The sequence below is a fragment of the Pseudomonas sp. CK-NBRI-02 genome, assembly GCF_008124495.1.
In the GTDB taxonomy this organism is placed as follows: domain Bacteria; phylum Pseudomonadota; class Gammaproteobacteria; order Pseudomonadales; family Pseudomonadaceae; genus Aquipseudomonas; species Aquipseudomonas guariconensis.
This window is the reverse complement of record NZ_VSJH01000001.1, coordinates 219224-237798: the sequence shown is the minus strand read 5'-3', so window position 1 is coordinate 237798 and position 18575 is coordinate 219224. Positions and strand designations below refer to the sequence as shown.

General features: G+C 62.6%; 15 protein-coding genes. 8 read left to right on the top strand and 7 right to left on the bottom strand.

Going from position 1 to position 18575, the window contains the following annotated elements:
* Nucleotides 1–20: 20 nt before the first annotated feature.
* The 4 genes from DQ397_RS01125 to DQ397_RS01110 form a co-directional block, all read right to left on the bottom strand.
* Nucleotides 21–1238, bottom strand: a complete 1218-nt coding sequence (locus DQ397_RS01125) for a DUF3422 domain-containing protein (protein ID WP_043208505.1) — start codon at nucleotides 1236–1238, stop codon at nucleotides 21–23.
* A 377-nt stretch (nucleotides 1239–1615) separates the two neighbouring features.
* The gene (locus DQ397_RS01120; RefSeq protein WP_043208507.1) at nucleotides 1616–3046 is read right to left on the bottom strand and encodes an aldehyde dehydrogenase family protein; all 1431 of its coding nucleotides are present in this window, start codon (nucleotides 3044–3046) and stop codon (nucleotides 1616–1618) included.
* Between the two features lie 13 nt (nucleotides 3047–3059).
* Nucleotides 3060–4559: a cytosine permease gene (locus tag DQ397_RS01115; RefSeq protein WP_043208509.1), complete on the bottom strand. Its 1500-nt coding sequence runs from the start codon at nucleotides 4557–4559 to the stop codon at nucleotides 3060–3062.
* Between the two features lie 89 nt (nucleotides 4560–4648).
* Nucleotides 4649–5038, bottom strand: a complete 390-nt coding sequence (locus DQ397_RS01110; protein ID WP_043208511.1) for a nuclear transport factor 2 family protein — start codon at nucleotides 5036–5038, stop codon at nucleotides 4649–4651.
* Nucleotides 5039–5415: 377 nt separating this feature from the next.
* Here DQ397_RS01110 and eppA point away from each other — a divergent pair, with 377 nt between their 5' ends.
* From eppA to DQ397_RS01090, 5 genes are all read left to right on the top strand, one after another.
* The gene (eppA, locus tag DQ397_RS24435) at nucleotides 5416–5592 is read left to right on the top strand and encodes an EPS-associated small membrane protein EppA (protein ID WP_167358099.1); all 177 of its coding nucleotides are present in this window, start codon (nucleotides 5416–5418) and stop codon (nucleotides 5590–5592) included.
* A 366-nt stretch (nucleotides 5593–5958) separates the two neighbouring features.
* The gene (locus DQ397_RS01105; RefSeq protein ID WP_043208513.1) at nucleotides 5959–6516 is read left to right on the top strand and encodes a polysaccharide biosynthesis/export family protein; all 558 of its coding nucleotides are present in this window, start codon (nucleotides 5959–5961) and stop codon (nucleotides 6514–6516) included.
* A gap of 18 nt (nucleotides 6517–6534) precedes the next feature.
* Entirely contained in the window at nucleotides 6535–7650 is a 1116-nt protein-coding gene (locus DQ397_RS01100) for a hypothetical protein (protein ID WP_043208514.1), read from the top strand.
* Nucleotides 7651–7671: 21 nt separating this feature from the next.
* A complete protein-coding gene (locus DQ397_RS01095; RefSeq protein ID WP_043208517.1) occupies nucleotides 7672–9237 on the top strand; it encodes a Wzz/FepE/Etk N-terminal domain-containing protein in 1566 nt (521 codons plus the stop codon).
* Between the two features lie 11 nt (nucleotides 9238–9248).
* Nucleotides 9249–10040, top strand: coding sequence for a CpsD/CapB family tyrosine-protein kinase (locus DQ397_RS01090; RefSeq protein ID WP_043208519.1), 792 nt, complete (start codon nucleotides 9249–9251; stop codon nucleotides 10038–10040).
* Nucleotides 10041–10069: 29 nt separating this feature from the next.
* On the opposite strand, the gene galE is transcribed toward DQ397_RS01090, so the two are convergent.
* The 3 genes from galE to DQ397_RS01075 form a co-directional block, all read right to left on the bottom strand.
* Nucleotides 10070–11041: a UDP-glucose 4-epimerase GalE gene (gene galE / locus DQ397_RS01085; protein ID WP_043208522.1), complete on the bottom strand. Its 972-nt coding sequence runs from the start codon at nucleotides 11039–11041 to the stop codon at nucleotides 10070–10072.
* A 136-nt stretch (nucleotides 11042–11177) separates the two neighbouring features.
* Entirely contained in the window at nucleotides 11178–13814 is a 2637-nt protein-coding gene (locus DQ397_RS01080; RefSeq protein WP_043208523.1) for a cellulase family glycosylhydrolase, read from the bottom strand.
* Nucleotides 13811–15337, bottom strand: coding sequence for an O-antigen ligase (locus tag DQ397_RS01075; protein ID WP_043208525.1), 1527 nt, complete (start codon nucleotides 15335–15337; stop codon nucleotides 13811–13813). Before DQ397_RS01075 ends, DQ397_RS01080 begins: the two co-directional genes overlap by 4 nt.
* A gap of 97 nt (nucleotides 15338–15434) precedes the next feature.
* On the opposite strand from DQ397_RS01075, the gene DQ397_RS01070 reads away from it, so the two are divergent.
* The 3 genes from DQ397_RS01070 (at nucleotide 15435) to DQ397_RS01060 (ending at nucleotide 18548) form a co-directional block, all read left to right on the top strand.
* Nucleotides 15435–16811 (top strand): oligosaccharide flippase family protein, encoded by a 1377-nt coding sequence (locus tag DQ397_RS01070; RefSeq protein ID WP_043208526.1) that lies wholly within the window; start codon nucleotides 15435–15437, stop codon nucleotides 16809–16811.
* Between the two features lie 79 nt (nucleotides 16812–16890).
* Nucleotides 16891–17079, top strand: a complete 189-nt coding sequence (locus DQ397_RS01065) for a twin-arginine translocation signal domain-containing protein (protein ID WP_043208541.1) — start codon at nucleotides 16891–16893, stop codon at nucleotides 17077–17079.
* A gap of 2 nt (nucleotides 17080–17081) precedes the next feature.
* On the top strand, nucleotides 17082–18548 hold the full coding sequence (locus DQ397_RS01060; protein ID WP_043208528.1) for an FAD-dependent oxidoreductase: 1467 nt from the start codon (nucleotides 17082–17084) through the stop codon (nucleotides 18546–18548).
* Nucleotides 18549–18575: the final 27 nt, after the last annotated feature.

The window sequence follows — 18575 nt, the reverse complement described above, 5'->3', positions numbered from 1 at the left end:
AGGCGTAAGCACCTTCAGGCTCAATGCTGCTTCGCCCGCCGGATCCGCAACAGGATCATCCCCAGCAGCAGAATCACCGGCACCGCCATTCCCAGCAACGCCTCGCGCGCCGTCAGCCCAGCCCCCAGCACGTTCAGCCCGCCATACAGCAGCTTGAACAGGTTCAACAGGTAGTAGGTGATGGCGATGATCGACAGCCCTTCCACGGCCCGCTGGATCTTCACCTGGGCGTCAGCGCGGGCATTGAGGCTGCGCAGGATCTCGGCGTTCTGTTCTTCCATCTCCACTTGCACCCGAGCCTGCAATAGGTCGCCCAGGTTGGCCACGTTCTTGGCCAATTGTTCCAGGCGTTGCTCGGTGGCCGCGCAGTAACGCACGGTCGGCTTGAAACGCCGCTCGATGAACACCCCTAGACGCTGGCAGTCGCCCACATGGCTTTCGCGCAGCTCCCCCAGGCGCTCGAACACCAGCTGTGCATAGGCCTGGGTCGCGCCGAAGCGATGACGGGTCTTGACCGTGCGGCTGACCACCTGGCGCGAGAGGTGGGCAATGGCTTCGAGCAGGGCTTTGGAGTCCTGGCCGTCGACGCTGGCACTGCGTTCGGAGAGGCTCACCAGGGTCCGGTCAAAGGCATCGAGCTCCTGGCTCAACGTCTTGGCCGTGGTGAGTGTCAGCGAAGCCATCATACGGTAGGTCTCGATCTCCAGCAGGCGCCGGATCATGCGACCTTGGCGGTAGGCATTGAGCCGCCGGTTGACGAATAGCAGGCGGTTGGTGCCGTCTTCGGTCAGGCGAAAATCGCTCCACACCACCGCATCACCGCCCCCGACGCAGGAGCCGCAGGGGTCCTTGAAACCGTACCGTGTCAGGTCCAGGTCCTGCTCGCCACGCACCAGCACCTGTACGGCATTGATCACTTGCGCCGCCTGCGGCGCGACGGCCTCGGCCAGGACCTGGGGCAGCCCCTGCCAGCCGGCATCGTGGGCGGCGCAGGGCACCACCAGCGTCAGGGTGAAGAACTCGGCGTGGCGCTCCCATTTGAACGGATGGCCCTCCAGCCGGGTGATGCCTTGGGCGGCCTCGGTGTCGAGTGCATCCGGGCAACAGCGCTGCAGCAAGGCCTGGCAGTCGGCCTCATCGCCCAGCAGTGCCAGGTGATGGACATGGGCAGGCTCGTTGAAATACAGCGAAGGTCGGGCGTGCAGTTCGTTGTGCAGGGCGGTGCGTTGCGGGTGCATGGGAGGTCTGGCCTGGTGTTGTGATTGTTGGGCTACCAGGGGTGGGACTCTTTCATTTTAGATAAAAGTCACCAGAGGCACAGAAATGTGCCGGCGGGTTGTGGGACCCGCTCGCTGCGTAACGTCATTGTGGCGACCGATCGCTTGCAGGATGCAATCGAACGAGCTCTGGTCGCGTCTGAAAGAGTGGGTTGCGTTGCGTCTGTCGTTCATCCGCGTACCGAGCGGCTTGAGCAGTTCTACGCAAACTATGCGGCGTTCAGGCACTGTCCTGATCTGTCACCCAAGACGATGATGCTGGCGCTTCGGTAGCCAGTGCCTTATTTGTGAAAGCCCCTTGTGACAGCCGTCAGCAAGGGGCTTTTCGTCTCCGGCTATCAGCCCAGGCAACGCGTCACATGCTTGACCGACTGATACGCCGACAAGCCCCACGGCCCGAGTTCACGGCCGATGCCGCTGCCCTTGGTTCCGCCCCAGGACGTCTCGACGAATACCGCCTGGACCGAGTTGATCCACACGTGCCCGACCTCCAGCGCATCGGCCACACGTTCGGCGCGTTCGAGATCGGCGCTGCAGACCGTGGCGACCAGGCCGAAGCGGCTGTCGTTGGCCTGGGCGATGGCTTGGTCTTCAGTGGCGAAGCGGCGGGCGCAAAGCACCGGGCCGAAGATTTCCTCGCTCCACAGGCGGCTGGATTCGGGCACGTCCACGTACAGGGTGGGGCTGACGAACCAGCCGTCACGGTCCAATACCTGGCCGCCGGCCAGGCAGCGCAGGCCTTCTTCGCGCGCGGTAGCGAAGTAGCCGGCGACCTTCAGCCATTGCGCCTGGCTGGTCAGTGGGCCCATGGCCACCTCCTCGGTCAGCGGATTGCCCACCTGCATCTGCTCCAGGGCTGCCTGCAGACGTGGCAGCAGAGCATCGGCGATGCCGTCCTGCACGAGCAGGCGGGAGGTGGCTGAGCACATCTGGCCGGCGTTCCAGGTGATGCCTGCGACGATCCACTCCACTGCTTGGTCCACGTCACAGTCATCGAACACCACGATCGCCGACTTGCCCCCAAGCTCCAGGGTCACCGGCCGGCATTGGGCTGCGGCGGCGCGCATCACTTGGCTGCCGACGCCATTGCTGCCGGTGAACGACAGCTTGTCCAGGCCGTTGTGGCCACTCAGGGCGGCGCCGGTCTCGGCCTTGCCGTTGACGATGTTCAGCACACCGGCAGGCAGGTTCAAGGCCTCGGCAATCTGGCCGTAGGCCTGTTCGATCAGCGGGGTGACTTCCGAGGGTTTGAGCACCACGGTGCAGCCTGCGGCCAGCGCTGGGGCGAGTTTCCAGGCGCTGGTCACCAGAGGGAAGTTCCACGGCACGATCAGGCCGACCACGCCTACCGGCTCCAGGCGGGTGCGGGCGGTGAAGCCTGGGGCGGCCAGGGGTACGACGCGGTTCTTCTCGGGCAGTTGCTCGGCAAGGTCTGCGTAGTAGCCGAAAGTGGCGATGGCATCGTCCAGGTCGATCTCGGCTTCGTGGCGCGGCTTGCCGTTGTTGCGCATCTGCAGAGTGATCAACGCCTCGCGGCGTTGGCCGAGTTGATCGGCGAAGCCACGCAACAGTGCGGCGCGGGTGGCCGGGCTGGTGGTTTTCCAGGCAGGCAGGGCGCGGCGGGCGGCGGCCACGGCTTGGTCGACCTGAGCAGCGCTGGCCGACATCAGTTCGGCGAACGGCTGGCCCAGCGAAGGGTCATGCACGACGATGCAGTCGTTGCCTTGGCCTTCGACCCAGTGGCCATCGATGTAGTGAGGTGCGGTCATGATCGGATTCCAGTCAGGCGATTTCGGCGGAGGTTACCGGCGTGCGCGGCGCGCTTTTGCAGCGCACCCAGCGCGGGCCGTTCGGGCCATAGACGCCGGCAGGTTCAGGGAACAGATTGAGCAGGATCAGGTACAGCACGCCCGCCAAGCCCAGGGTGACTGGCAGGCTCAGGTCGATACCGCCGGCCAGTTCACCCAGGGGGCCGACGAACTGTCCGGGCAGGTTGACGAAGCATAGGCCCACCGCCGCGCTGGGGATCCAGGCGCCCATGCCGCGCCAATTCCAGCCATGCAGGAACCAGTAATGGCCGCCGCGTTGGCCCCGGGTGAACACTTGCAGGTCATCGGCGTGGTAGAAGCCGCGGCGTGTGATCAGGCCGAGGATCATGATCACCATCCAGGGGCTGGTGCAGGTAATGATCAGCACGGCGAAGGTCGACACGCTCTGCACCAGGTTGAAGGTGAAGCGGCCAATGAAGATGAAGGCGATGGCAGCGACCCCGATCAGCAGGGTGGCGCCGGCGCGGCTGAGCAGGCGCGGGAAGACGCTGGACATGTCCAGACCTGTGCCGTACAGCGCTGTGGTGCCGGTGGACATGCCGCCGATCACCGCGATCAGGCATACCGGCAGGAAGAACCAGCTCGGCGAGATCGCCAGCAGGCCGCCGACATAGTTGTTGGCCGCGATGTAGTCCGGTGCCTGGGTGGCGACCAGGGTCGCGGTGCACAGGCCGAACAGGAACGGGATCAGCGTCGCCAGCTGGGCAGCGATCACCGCCAGCATGATGCGCGCCTTGGGCGTCTGGCGTGGGATGTAGCGCGACCAGTCGCCAAGGAAAGCGCCGAACGAGACCGGATTGCTCATCGCCAGTATCGCCGCGCCCACGAATGCCGCCCAGAAGCCTGGCTGACCGAGATTGACGGTGCCAGCGAAGTTGAGGTCGAAGGGGCCGGCGAAGGCGAGGATGCCCAGCAGGAACAGCAGGCTCGAAGCCCATACCGCGATCTTGTTGACCCACAGCATGAAGCGGAAGCCAAAGATGCACACCACCAATACCAGCACCGCGAACAGGCCATAGGCCAGGCCCAGGGTCAGGTCGATTTCCGGCACCCCGACCAGGCGCTTGGCGCCGCCGACCAAGGCGTCGCCCGAGCTCCACACCGACAGGGAAAAGAACGCTACAGCGGTGAGCAGCGACAGGAACGAGCCGACGATGCGCCCATGCACGCCGAAGTGCGCACCTGACGACACCGCGTTGTTGGTGCCGTTGAGCGCGCCGAACAGGCCCATGGGCGCGAGGATCAGTGCGCCGACCCCGACGCCGAGCAGGATCGCCCAGACACCGGCCTGGAACGACAGGCCGAACAGCACCGGGAAGCTGCCCAGCACCGCGGTGGCGAAGGTATTGGCACCGCCGAATATCAGGCGGAACAGGTCCAGCGGGGAGGCGTCGCGTTGATCGTCGGGGATCTGTTCGACGCCGTTGGTCTCGATACCGGTCGATTGACTCATGGCAAGGCTCCAGCGCGCATGTTGTAGGTCGTCGCGGGGCGCGACCCTATTGTGGTTGCGTTGGCAGTGCGGCAAGGCCGCGGAAAAGGTCAGGCGTCGGAGACGACCGACAGGTGCTCGTGGCAGGCCAGCCAGCCTTCGTCCTGGCGGCGGAAGACGATGGTTTCGCGTTCGGCGAGCGAGTGCTCCTGGCCTGCGATGCGGATGCGGGTGGCCACATCGTGCATGAAGATCGCTACGTCGCCCTGCAGGCTCACGTGCTGATTGCTGGACTGACACGCCAGCACGGCGAAGCCTTCGGCTTGCCATTGGGACCACAGGTGTTCATAGGCCCGGCGCGACAGCAGCGGCTGCGCCAGGGTATGGAAGAGGAAGGTGGCGTCTTCGCTGAAACAGGCGAAATAGCGGGCGGTATCGTTGCTAGCGAAAGCGGCGACGAGGTCGGCGGCGGCCTGGCGTACCTGGAGGGTCTGGTCCACAGCAGTGGCCTCACGGTTATTGTGATTGTGGTGCAGCGATTCTGGTGAGCCTTGGCGGGGGGAAAAATCGCTGGGGATAAATAATCAGTTCAGGAATTTGTGAACCAAGTCATCCAAGGGGGCGGCCGTTGTGACGTTTTCCAGAACCTTGGAGTTTTCACACAGTCAGCGACGGCCGTTGCAACGCTGCTGAAACAGTGCGCGTTTTTTAGCCACAGAATGGTTGTCGAGATTTTGACGAGGCAGGGGAGGGGCCATTGAGATTTATCATGGTGGCGGTCTATTGACGTAGTGTCATGGTGCCCCATACTCAAGCCATATAAAAAGAAAGCTGTTTCTCAATTAAACAGTTTCAATCCTCTTTCAGGGAGGGGATCATGCGCTCGACACTGATCATCAAGTCGATTTTCTTGTTGGTGCTGATGAGTGGCGCAGCTGGCGCTGCGGATTCCTACATCAGCAAGGCGAGTGTAGTGCCTGCCGCGACGGCGGGATGGCTATTTTCCTTTGCGGTGATTGGGTTTATCGCCCTCGCCAACCGATCGAAAATATAGTGAAAGTTATTCGCTTTTCTGTGCATTAACACCTTGGTTTTAATGCGTACGTTTTAAACATTGGCGTGCGGTGTATTGCCCTGCGCCGATAAGTGAAAACGATGTGAAAGTTCCTGGAAGAACCGCGTTTTATCAGGACGGAGCAACGGCTTGTGGAATCCCATGCCGTTGCTATATTCCACTTGTCGGCGCCCCCCAGCGGACGCCGCGGGAGCAGGAAGCTTCGTCGATGTGTTTCATCGCGGAAACATCCTCCAGGACGGTCGAGGCGATTGCGGTCGGTACTTGTTTTACGGCAAAGGCGAGCGTTTTCGCCCCGTTCTATTGTGTAGCGCTGGGCATGGCTACTTGACCGGAGGGATCCCGATGTTCCGTTTCCTGATCTCCACACTCTGCGCACTGATGCTCCTGCCTTCGGCGGCCAATGCCACCGAGCCGAATGCGGCCTACCTGCTGAGCCCTGGCGATGTAATCCTGGTCTCGGTCTGGCAGGAAGAAAACCTTCGCCAGGAGGTGAAGGTGCTTCCCGATGGCAGCATCACCTTCCCGCTTGCCGGGCGCGTCGACGTCGCCGGCCTCGATGCCAGCACGGTCGCCCAGAAGATTGCCAAGAAACTCGAGCAGTACCTGCCCGAGCCGAATGTCAGCGTGGTCGTCACCAGCATCGCCGGCAACCTCGTTTATGTGCAGGGCAAGGTGCTCAAGCCCGGCCCAGTGCTGATGGAAGGCCCCATGGCGGTGTTGCAGGCCCTGAGCATGTCCGGTGGCCTGGACAAGTTCGCCGATGAAGGCTCCATCAAAGTGATCCGGCGCAAGGGTGAGAGCCAGCAAGTGCTGCCCGTGCGCTACCGGGACCTGGTTTCCGGACGTGACATGACCACCAATTTCCAACTGCAGGCCGGCGATACGCTGGTCGTTCCTTGATCCTGCTCTGAGCCTATCGTGTCTGTATTGAAAACTTCCCGGGTCGCCGCGGCGATCCTGATTCTTCCTTGCCCGGCCGTGGTCCAGGCAGCGCTCTGGCACACGTCGGTCGCCGTACCCATGACCGTCGAACATGACAGCAACCCGTTGCTGCTGACCTCTCAGGAGAAAGCAGTGACCAGCACCTACCTCGATCCGGAAGTCGGCCTGCTGGGCACTTTCGATCGCGATCAGTTCGACTTCGGTCTGGGGGCTCATGTGTTGCGCTCATCCGATCGCAACATCCTCGACAACCGCGAGGACCCTCGCGTGCGGCTGGGGTGGCAACGCGATTACGACAAAGGCCGTTATGGCCTGGTGGGGACCTACGTCGAGAGTTCGACGCTGTCCAGTGCGGTACTCGAAACCGGCGTGGTCACCACCGACGGTACGCAGAAGCTCTACACCCTGACCGGCAACTGGAGCCGGCAGCTCAGCGAGCGAGGCCTTCTGGAAAACGAGACCTCTTACGACGACGCCAGCTACGACGTGTCCACGCTGATCGGCTACAAGGAATACGCCAACCGGTTGAGCTACACCTATGCCTGGACCGAGCGCACCGACCTGTTCACCCGGTTCATCTACCGGCGTTACGAACCGGATGATCGCGATGCGGCGATCGCCTCGAACAGCTACACGCCCGTGATCGGCATGACGCACCAGTTCACCGAACGCCTGGAGGGGAGCGTGAACGTCGGCGTCAACGAAGTCTCCGGTGACGGCGGTGGACGCAAGGGGCAGGGCGGCGTGTCGTTGCGCTATCGGGGCGAGCGCATGGACGCCAACGTCGCCGCCGACCGCAGTTCGGTGGCCAGCGGTCAGGGTGGGTTTTCCGAGATCGACACGCTGCGCGGCTCCTGGAGCTACCTGGTCGCCGACACCGATCGGGTCGGGTTCGATGCCAGCTGGCAGGACAGCAAAGGGCAAACGCCCAACAAATTATGGTCGGTTGGCGCCTGGGCCAGTCGAGAGCTCTCGCCATTTTGGGTAGCGCGCCTATCCTTGGTGTACAGAGAGCGCCAGCAAGACAACCTGCCAGATGCCACCGGCACCATTATCGGACTGAGCTTGACCTATAGATTTCCCGACTACTGATTTTTCAGCGGTGTGGTGACTATGAAATCTGAATACGAGCTGTCGATCAGGGACTACATCTCCATCATCAAGGATCGTGCACTGGTGCTGGCGATTGTCATCGTGGTGATCCTCGCGGCGACCGTGGCGGTCGCCGTGGCGGTGCCGCCGGTCTACCAGTCGACCGGGACTATCCTGGTGGAGTCCCAGCAGATATCTCCGGATCTGGTCGCCAACAACAACAACAGCTTTGCCGACGAACGCATCGAGGTGATCCGCCAGCGGGTGATGACCCGCGAGAACCTGCTGCGGATCATCGACAAGTACGGGCTGTTTTCCAGCAAGGCCCGCCAGCTCAGTGACGCCGACAAGGTCGAGCTGATGCGCACCGCGATCTTGGTCGAGACCTTGAGTACCTTCATAAAAGGGCGTGGCGAGGCCACGGTCGCCTTCAATGTGTCCTTCGAACACAAGCAGCCGGAGGTGGCCAGGGAGGTCGCCAACGAGCTGGTGACCTTGTTCCTCAACGAGAACATCAAGCAGCGTACCGAGCGCGCCAGTGAGACCACCGAGTTCCTCAGCCAGGAAGCGGGCAAGCTGGGCGCCGAACTGCAGAGCCTCGAGAACCAGTTGGCCGACTTCAAACAAGCGCATGCCAACGCACTGCCGGAACACCAGACCCTGCGCATGAACATGCTGTCGCGCTCGGAGATGGAGTTCAGGGAAATCGATCGTGACTACAAGGCCGCCCAAGAGGAGTTGCGCTACCTGGACTTGGAACTGGCCGGGGCCAAGGCCGGCGTGCCTAGCACACTCGATGGCGGCAGGCCTCGTACGGCGGAGCCGCCGCAGGATCTGGCCAGCCTGCAGGCCGAGTACACCCAGTTGCTCTCCCGCTACAAGGAAGCGCACCCCGACGTACGTGCGGTCAAACGCAAGATCGACGCCTTGAAAGCCGGCGGCGGCGCCGGTGGCATTGGCGTCGAGGGTAACCTGGACGTGGCCAAGGTACGCACCCGCATGGCCGCGGCGCAGGAGCGCGTTGCCTCGCTGGCCCAGCAAAAGCGCGACATGTCGCAGAAGATCAACGCCTACGAGGCCGAGATCCTTGAGGCACCCCAGGTCGAGCGTGGCCTGGTCAACCTGATGCGCGACCACGACAACGCCCGCAAGAAGTACGAAGAGATTCGTGCCAAGCAAATGGCGGCGAAGATTTCCGAAAGCCTGGAGCAGGAGAACAAGGCCGAGCGCTTCGTGCTCCTGGAGCCGCCGATGTTGCCGGAAAAACCGGTGAAGCCTAATCGCAAAAAGATCGTCGCGCTGGGCTTCGTCCTGGCCCCGGCCGGCGGTGGCGCACTGGTGATGGTGCTGGAAATGCTCAACCAGCGCGTGCGCGGTGTGGGGGCCCTGGAAAGCATCGTGGGCAAGCGGGTCCTGGTCAGCATTCCGCATATCCCGACCCAGGCCGAGCTTGCGCAGCGGCGGCGTTGGCGCGTGTGGCTGGTGGTCTCGATCCTGGCACTGGCGGTGCTAGGGGTGGTGTTGCTGCACTTCTTCTATATGCCGTTTGACCTCTTGCTGATGAAGGCCATGAGTCGGTTCGGATAGGGACAGCTGCGATGAACAAGATCACGCCGATAGACGAAACGAAAAAGACCGGCGCATCAGCGCCTTCCTCCATCGTGCCGGTCAAGCATCCGGAAGTGCCAGGCCTGTTCGACTATGTGCGCACCAAGGTCGTGCCCTTGCGCCCGGACCATCTGGAGCGTCACCGCATCGTGGCCTACAAGAAGAACTCGGCGATCAGCTCGGCCTTCGACCTGCTGCGCACCCAGGTGCTGCAAGCCATGGAGGAGAACGGCTGGCGCACGCTGGCCATCACCTCGCCGACGCCTGAGGCGGGCAAGACGGTGCTGGCGATCAACCTGGCGATGAGTATCGCCCACCACACCACCAAGACCGCGTTGCTGGTGGACTTCGACCTGCGCAGGCCACGGGTCGGCGCCTGCCTGGGGTTGCCGATGGAGAAGTCACTCAACGACTACCTGGCCAACGAAGCTGAGTTGTGCGATGCCATGGTCAACCCGACCTTGCCACGCTTTGTGGTGTTGCCGACCCGCGAGCCCATTCCGCTGTCGACCGAATTGCTGTCCTCGCCGCTGGTGAGCAACCTGATCCACGAGTTGCGCGAGCGTTACGAGTCGCGCATCACCATCTTCGACCTGCCGCCGCTGCTGAGCTCCGATGACGCCATCACCCTGCTGCCGAAATTCGATTGCGTGTTGCTGGTGGTGGCCAATGGCATGAACAGCAAGAAGGACATCGAGGACAGCCTGTATCACCTGGGTACCAGTAACCTGATCGGGACGGTGCTGAACAAGGCCGAGGAACAGCCGCGCACCTACTACTGAAATGCTGGCCACTGGGCAAGGGCTGCCGATCAGTTCGGGGAGTACCAAGGGTACTTTTGCTCCCAATGCCAGGCATGCGAGACGATCTGCTCCAGCGCCGCGAAGGCCGGTCGCCAGCCCAGCACGGTCCTGGCCCGGCTGGCATCTGCCACCAGGCGGGGCGGGTCGCCGGCGCGGCGGGGGGCGTCGCTGGTGGCGATCTTGCGCCCGGTCACGCCGCAGGCGGTGTCGATCACTTCCTGCACCGAGAAGCCCAGCCCGTTGCCCAGGTTGAATGCCGTGCTCGCACCACCGGCGAGCAGGTAGTCCACTGCCAGTGAATGCGCCGCAGCCAGGTCTGCCACATGAATGTAGTCGCGGATACAGGTGCCATCCGGCGTGTCGTAGTCCCGGCCGTACACCGTGATCGTCTCACGCCGTCCGGAGGCCGCCTGCAGAATCAACGGCAGCAGGTGGGTCTCAGGCTCATGGCATTCACCCAGTTCGCCCTCCGGGTCCGCGCCCGCGGCGTTGAAGTAGCGCAGGCACACTGAGCGCAAGCCATAGGCGCGGTCGAAATCCTCGAGGATCTGCTCGACCATCCACTTGCTGCGTCCATAAGGGTTGATCGGCTGCTTGGGATGCGCTTCGTCGATGGGCACATGCTGCGGGTCGCCGTAGACGGCGGCGGTCGAGGAGAAGATCAGGTGACGGACATTGGCGCGCACCATCGCCTGCAACAGGGTCAGGGTCGCGACGACATTGTTCTGGTAGTACTTGGAGGGTTCGACCACCGACTCGCCCACCTGGATGAACGAGGCGAAATGAAACACTGCGCTGAATCGATGCTGGGCGAACAAGGCATCCAAAGCATGGGCGTCGGCGATGTCCAGCCTGACCCAGTTCGGACGCGGCCCGCAGGCGCAATTGTCCGCCACGATGACGTCGTGCCCTGCGCAACGCAGGTGTTTGACCATGTGCGAGCCTATGTAGCCCGCGCCGCCGACAACCAAGAACTTCATCCAAGCCTCCTGGAATCTGTTTGATGTGCAAGCGCGCTCCGGAGGGGCCGGGCGGTCATCCTTAGCAAGCGGATCAGGTGGTCAGCGGGTTGGCCATCTGCATGGGCACGCCCCTGGTTTCTTGGAGCCTAGATGCCTATTTCAAGAACAGCCAATTCGTCATCTGCCTGCCGTCGAAATGGATCAGATAGCGCCCGTCCTGATAGCTGACGGGGTATTCCTCAAGCTGTCCCTGGGCGTTTCGACTGAACAGTTTCAAGCCGTCGACGGCTTGGATCGACAAGGTGCCGTCCAGCGGCTCGACACGAAACGGGGTCCGCTTGTTCGGCTGGGGCTCGGCCCGGGTGCCCAGGGAGATCAACAGGTTTCGCGACTGTTTCAGCGGTTTGCCGTCCAGGCTCTGCACCGCCACGCTCGCGCTGGCGGTCTTGAGCTTGAGCTGGATGTCACCGAGCGCGAGCGTCTTGCCGCCGAGCCAGCCGATGGCCGCCTGGGTCAGCGGTGTGTCGATGGTGTAGAGCCCTTGTTGCCAGTTGCGTCTGAGCTCGCCGGTGTCGCTGCGGGCCTCGCTGGCGTTGGCCGGCAGCAGGGACTGGTTGGGATCTTGGATAACCTTGGCGCCGGCGGGCAGTGCGCTCGCCTGCAGCCACGGCAGCGCCGGTGTCTTTGGCATGGCAATCTGCAATTTGCCTTTTTCCATGGCTGTGCGCAGCAGCACCGAATCGGCTGGCGAGATGGACTGGTTGAACAAGGTGTCCGAGGTGGGGGCGAAGACGTAGCTTTGGTCGGCTTCGCGTACATCGCCGCGGCGATAGACCAGGGCAGCGGCCGGGAGTGTGGCCAGCTGGCTGGGGTCGTTGTAGGCGTGCCAGTTGCTCGCCGAACGATCCTGCTCGCGGAACGGCTCCTGGCTGTAGGCGTAGTGCATCAAGGCGTCCCAGCCCTGATAGCGGGCCGTGGCGGCGACATACAGCGCCAGTGTGTAGCGATCGGCCACAGGCTGGGTGTCGCTTTGCCATTCGTTGTTCCACTCGGTCACGCTCAACGGCCGGCCCACGACCTGGGCCGCGGCGAGCCAGTTGACCAGGTTGTCGCTGGTCAGCGGGTTCTTTTCCAGCTGGCCTGCGCCGCCATAGCTGTGGACGTCGATCAGGTCGCCACTGGTCAAGGCCGGCAAGGCGCTCAGGCCATTGCGTCCCCAGGTGCTGGTGGTGACGATCGGCACCTTCACGCCCAAAGTACGCAGGTGATCGATCATCTGCTGGTCGAAGCGTTGCTCCAGGTCGTTGAGGAACAGCTTGGATGGGCCATGTTCCCAGGCGCGCCAGGTCTGCTCCTTCGCGAGCCCATGTTGCTTGGCGAAGGCTTCGGCCAATTCCATGTAGCGCTTGATGTGCTGGGTGGGTGTCTTGTCTGGAAGCAGGGCATTGCCGTAATGCCCGGTGAGGTCGTTTTCATTGGTGATCAGTACGGCGGCGATGGCCGGGTCATCCTTGTAGGCAAGGCCGGTGTAGGCGTTGACGTGCCCCAGGTACTGCTCGGCGAAGCGCTTCATCGTCTGGGCGATGGTGTCGTTGACATAGTTGTAGCCCTTGAGGTCGGCGATGGGCTGTTTGTCGCGGTCGGTCAGGCCTTCGCGCTTGGGTAATTCATCGAAGCCGCGGATCTTGTCCCTGGCCATCAGGGCGCGCTGGACGTGCAGGTCCAGCCACACGTAGATCCCTTCGTCCTTGAGGCATTTGATCCACCAGTCGATCTTTTGCAAAGACTCAGGGCTTAGGTTCTGGGTGTCCCGCACTTGGTCGTGCCGGCCGAAGATGCTCGGTGTCACCCAATACGAATCGTGGTGATGCAGGCGCACGAGGTTGAATCCCAGGGCCGACAGGCGCTTGGCCTGGGCACGGATTTCGTCGTCCGTGGTGTTGAACAGGGCATAGGCCGAGACGTTGGTGCCCCAGAAGCGCGCCGGGGTGCCATCGGCGAATTGCAACCGATCGCCCACTGCCTTGACGAAGCCACGCTTGCCGGCCGGTTTTTCTCCAGCGTTGAGGAACGATAGGTCCACCGGCGAGGTGCGCCAGTCGGTCTGGTCCAGGGGCCAGCGGCTGGTGTCGCCCAGGCCGAAGCGCTCATCGGAGGTCTGGGCCAGCTCGATGCCCTGCGAGACCGTGAGCACGCCTTTGATCTGCTGGGTGCCGGGAACGATCTGGTCTTTGTAGAAGAACGCCCGTACTTCGGCGTCGTCGATGGGCTCGATGTACACGCTCGTCAGGGGCGGATCGAAGCGCATCTCGATGTACGGTCCCTTGGCGCGGTCGCCCCAGGTCCAGCCTCGATTGCCCGGCAGCAGGCTTGGCTTGCCCATTTCAGTGAACAGGGCGCGGTCGAACTGGAACGAGATGCCGCCGCCCATCACATTGGTTTTGCGGCTGTGGGCCTGCAAGTCGAAAGCCCAGGTCAGGCTCTGCTGCGTGGTCTTGGCGATCTGGGCCTTGAGGTCGAACCCCAGTGTGGAGTTCCTGGCCTGCAGACTGTAGGTGAAGGGGGCCTCTACCTTGAAGGCGCCGCTGTCGAAGTTCGCCCATTTCCAGTCGGCAGCGAAGAACTTGAACTTGGCCTGCATCGCCAGGTTACCGCCACGGGTCAACTGTGGCAGGCCCTGGCTTTCGTCGATACTGGCGACCCAGTCCTCGGCGTGAGTGACGGGGGGCAATGCCAGCAGCAGGGTGAGCAGCAGGGATGAAACCAGGCAGCGTCGTGTCATGCGGGTCACCGGGCGGGCAGGCCGACACCAACGATGCCGGCAGCGTGGGCGAGTTTGAACCGGCGCACCATCTGCACATAGGCAACGGCTACACCGGCGAGGGACCAGTACACCACGGGGATGAACGTGATGCTGCTGACGGTGAAGATCGTGATCAGGATGCCAAGCAGGGTGGCTAGCAAACTGCGCCCGAGTCGGCACAGGTGCTCGTCCTTGTCGGCAAACGTACGCAGTGTCTTGCGCAGGCTCAGCAGCGCGGAGGCGAAGAAGGCGACGAACAGGGCCAGGCCGACCACGCCAAAGCGCAGGGCCAAGTTCAGGTAGGTATTGACGATGTCGATGATGCCTTGGCCCTGGACCATCGACTGCATTTCCGGCGTCTTGCGAAAATCGAACGAGCCGAACCACAGGTTGCGCTCGATGACGATCAGTGAGTTGTCCAGCAGCCGCTCCCGATAGGTGATGTTGTCTTTCTCCAGCGTGCCGATGTACGGCAGCATGTCGATCACCTTCTCGCCCCCCGGCACCACGGCCAGCAACGGCAAGCAGAGCAGGCCGGCGACCGCCAGCATTCCCAGGCGCTTGACCGCGCCACGCCCGGTGGCGATGAACACCACGATGATCACGCCCGTGCCGACCCAGGGCCCGCGCGACAACGGCACGAACAGTCCGGCTGCCAGTAGCAGGGCGCCCAGGGTGCGTTGCAGTGTGCTGCGTACATAGCCTTGGACGAACAGGTACAAGCCGATGCCGACCATCATCAGGTAGCCCAGAACGATCGCCTGGCCTGTGGTGGCGCTGGCGCGCAGCGCACCGCCCCGGCTCAGGTAGCTGGTCATGTCCATGTGGATGCCCAGCACGTAGGTCAAGGCGTTGTACAACAGCCAATGGCGCGTCGACTCGAAGGTTCCGATCAGTGCTAGCAACATCGTGGCGATCACGAAGCTGAGCAAGGCGTCCTTGAAATGGCTGAGTTCCTTGAGTGCCCGGCTGGCCACGTAGTACGGCAGGAAGATATCCAGGAACAGGTACAACGTTTGGCGCAACGTGTCGGTCAGGCTGGTCTCGCGCAGGTAGAGCAGGTTCATCAGTACCAGGCTGGCGAGCAGGAAGCGGTCAGGCCAGGTGCGCCCGAACGGCAAGGTGTCCGACTCTTGGCGCAGGGCCAGGGCCGCGGGCAGCAGTACGCTCAGGCTGAGCAGGCGGATATGGTCCAGGTCGACCAGGTAGTTGATCACGCCAAAGCCAGGCACCGGTATCGCCGCCGCCGGCATCAGGAACAGCAGCATGAGGAACAGCGCCATCGGGTTGTGCTCGCGCCGTCCGGCAACCAGCAGCACCAGGACGGCAATGACGGCATACACCCAGAAGTTGCCGGACACGAACACCAGCAAGGTGAGCGCGAACCAGAGGTTGCGCCGACGCTTGAAGTCGGCTGAACGGATCAGGTCCAGCGCCGGCCGTCGTGCCATGGTGAACACCACGGTGGCCAGGAACAGGATGACGATCAATGCGCGAAGGTGTTCTGGCATAGGCGGTGATGACCTGTCCCTTTGTGATGGACGACGGCTAGCGACATGGCAGATTGAGACTATAGTGACTTTAGCCAATAGGTCAGGGAATGTAGTCATGCCGTCAGTCGACTTATCGCCGCCGACCAGCCTGCGCAAACGCGCATTGGGAGCGGGTGCGTGGAACATGGTCTCCCTGGTCGGTACGCAGGCCCTGCGCCTTGGCGGCAACCTGATCATGGCACGGCTGCTGGTGCCGGACATGTTCGGCATCATGGCCATCTCCACTACCTTGTCGGTGGTCCTGCACCTGCTGTCGGATGTCGGCCTGCGCCAGAACATCATCCAGAGTCCGCGCGGCGACGATCCGCTGTTTCTCAATACCGCCTGGACCGTGCAACTGCTGCGCGGCATCCTGCTGTTCGCCGTGACGCTGCTCATCGCCTTTGGCTCCTGGGCGACCCAGCAGATCAACCTGTGGCCAGCCGGATCCTCCTATGCCGCTCCGGAGCTGCCGTTGGTGCTGGCGGTCACCGGCATTTCCGCAGTGATCTACGGCTTGCAGTCCAACACCATCGACCTGGCCGTGCGGGCGTTCCAGCAAAAGCGCGTGGTGATTCTCGAGCTCACGGCGCAGTTCGTCGGATTGCTGGTCATGCTGGTGTTCGGCTACCTCACCCGGTCGATCTGGTCGCTGGTGGCCGCCGGGATCGTCTCCACCCTCGTCTCCACCGTGATGAGCCACGTGCTATTCGAAGGGCCACGCAGCCGCTTGTGCTGGGACAAGTCTGCGCTGACCGAGCTGATCAACTATGGCCGCTGGATTCTGTTGTCCTCGATGGTGGGCGTGCTGGCGATGAACGGCGACCGCATCTGGTTCGGCGGGGTGATGTCCACTTTCGACATGGGTGTCTATTCCATCGCCGTGCTGATTCTCTCGGCCGTGCAGGTCGGCTTGCTGAAACTGGGCGGGGCGGTAGTGCTGCCGGCCTTCAGCGAGGCCACTCGCGCTGGCGACAAACCCCGGCTGCTCAAGCTGTACAACCACTTCAGGCTGTACTTCGACACCGCCTGCCTGTTCGCCTGCGGTCTGTTCCTCACGGTCAGCCCGCTGATCATCAGCTGGTTGTACGACGACCGTTACCAGGATGCGGGCCGGATCTTGGCTATTCTTTCATGGTCGTTCTTCACCTTGCGTTACAGCTTGGCCCATCAGGTGTGGCTGGCCGTGGGGCTGACCAAGTACCAGGCCATGGACAACATCATCCGGGCCGTTTCGCTTTGGGTGGGGATGCCAGTGATGCTGGCCATCGGCGGCGTGGACTACGCGATCTGGTGGGTGGCGCTGCATACCTTCCCCACGTTGATCCTGGTGTTCTACGTCAATCGCAAACTGGAGATGTTCAGCCTCAAGCGTGAGCTGATGGTCTTGCCGATCATCGCGGTCGGCGCGTTGTGTGGTGAGCTGGTGACGCGGCTTTTCAACGGGTTCTGATTCCATCGCGAATACGCTGTCTGTCGCCGTCGGAAACCTAGAATTCCAAAGTCAATTTCACGGCATGGGTCTTGGAATCATGGGAAAGCATGACTCTGTTTCCCCGCTGCTAGGACGCAGGGGCTTTCTCAAGGGATGCGCGGTATTGGGTGCAGGCGGGCTGGTCTTCGGGCTTTCCGGGACCGCCACGCGCAAGGTCACTCAGACCGGGGGCTTCGTGGTGATCAACGGATGGGTGTTGCCCGCCGAATACTTTCGCAAGGCCTGAGCATGATCAAGGATTATCAGACGCACAAAGCACTGCGTGATGACTACGACTTCTGCATCATCGGCGGGGGACCTGCGGGCATCACCCTGGCCTTGCGCCTGGCCGAAGCAGGCTGGCGCGTGGTGTTGCTCGAAGGCGGCGGGCACGAGTATTCCCAGCAATCCCAGGATCTTTATCAATGCACCTCCTCCGGTCTGGAGGCGTATATCCACAATACGCGCCTGCGCTTTCTGGGCGGCACCTCCAACCATTGGGCCGGGCGCTGCCGGCCATTCGAAGCCTCGGACTTTTCTGTCCCGCCGCCGGGCGGCATTCCTGGCTGGCCCATCGCCTATGCCGAGATCGAGCGGTACCTGCCGGCCGCCATGGCCATCGTCGACCTGCCGGAAGGCGCGCACTTCCAGGCGATCAATGTCAGTCGGCTCGGTGATGACTTCGTACCTGACGAGTTCTTGCTCAGCCCGCCCACTCGGTTTGCCCAGAAGTACGCCAAGGCGCTGGAGCAGACGCCAGGGCTGGATGTGTTCATCCACTGCAATTGCGTCGACCTGGAATTCGATCACGCTGCCGATAGGGTCAAGGCTGTAGTGGTGTCCGATTACGATCTGCACCGGGAGCGGGTGATCGCCCGGCAGTTCGTACTGGCCATGGGCGCTGTGGAAAATGCCCGGCAACTGCTCAATAGCGAGTCACTGGCTGCCGCGGGCGTGGTCAAGCCCGATGGTTTTGTGGGGCGCTGTTTCATGGAGCACCTGAATGTCGACCTGGGCACGTTCATCCTCAATAGCGGAAAAGTGGACAAGCCTCGCCAGTACTTCACCACCGATGCGTTCGTGGCCGAGTATCACGCGGGCAAAGGCAATGTCTCCGCGACGGTGCTGGACGAGGTGACGAACTATGGCCGGACCGCTCAGGTCAAGGACTTCCTCGAGACCCTCAGCTGCGATATGGGAATCGCCCACAAGATCGATTTCATCGCCAAGTTCAACTGCCCCGGCGATGGCGTGCTGAGCACCATGATCGAACAGTTCCCCAACCTGCAGAGCCGCCTTTCGACATTGCAAGAAAAGGACGCGCTGGGCGTGGCCAAAGTGAACATGAACTGGGTACTGAGCGGCGATGACCGCCAGACCATCAAGTGCATCGGCGTCGAGCTGGCAAAGCGTTTCGCCGAAAGCGGGCTGGCCTTCGTCAAGTTGAACGACTTCGTCCACGACACGTCCCTGCCCCTGAAAATGTCGCCCCACGCGCACCACATGGGCACCACGCGCATGGCGGCCTCGCCCGATGCCGGGGTGGTCGACCCGGACTGCAAGGTGTTCGGCACAGACAATCTGTATATCGCTGGCAGCAGCATTTTCGCCAAGGGCGGGGCGAGCAATCCGACGATGCCGCTTCTGCAGTTCGCCTTGCGGCTGGCGGACCATCTGGACGCAAAGATGAAGTCTCAGGCGGGAGAGTTCGCCTGAAGGGTGTGACAGCGCGCCTGCAACCTG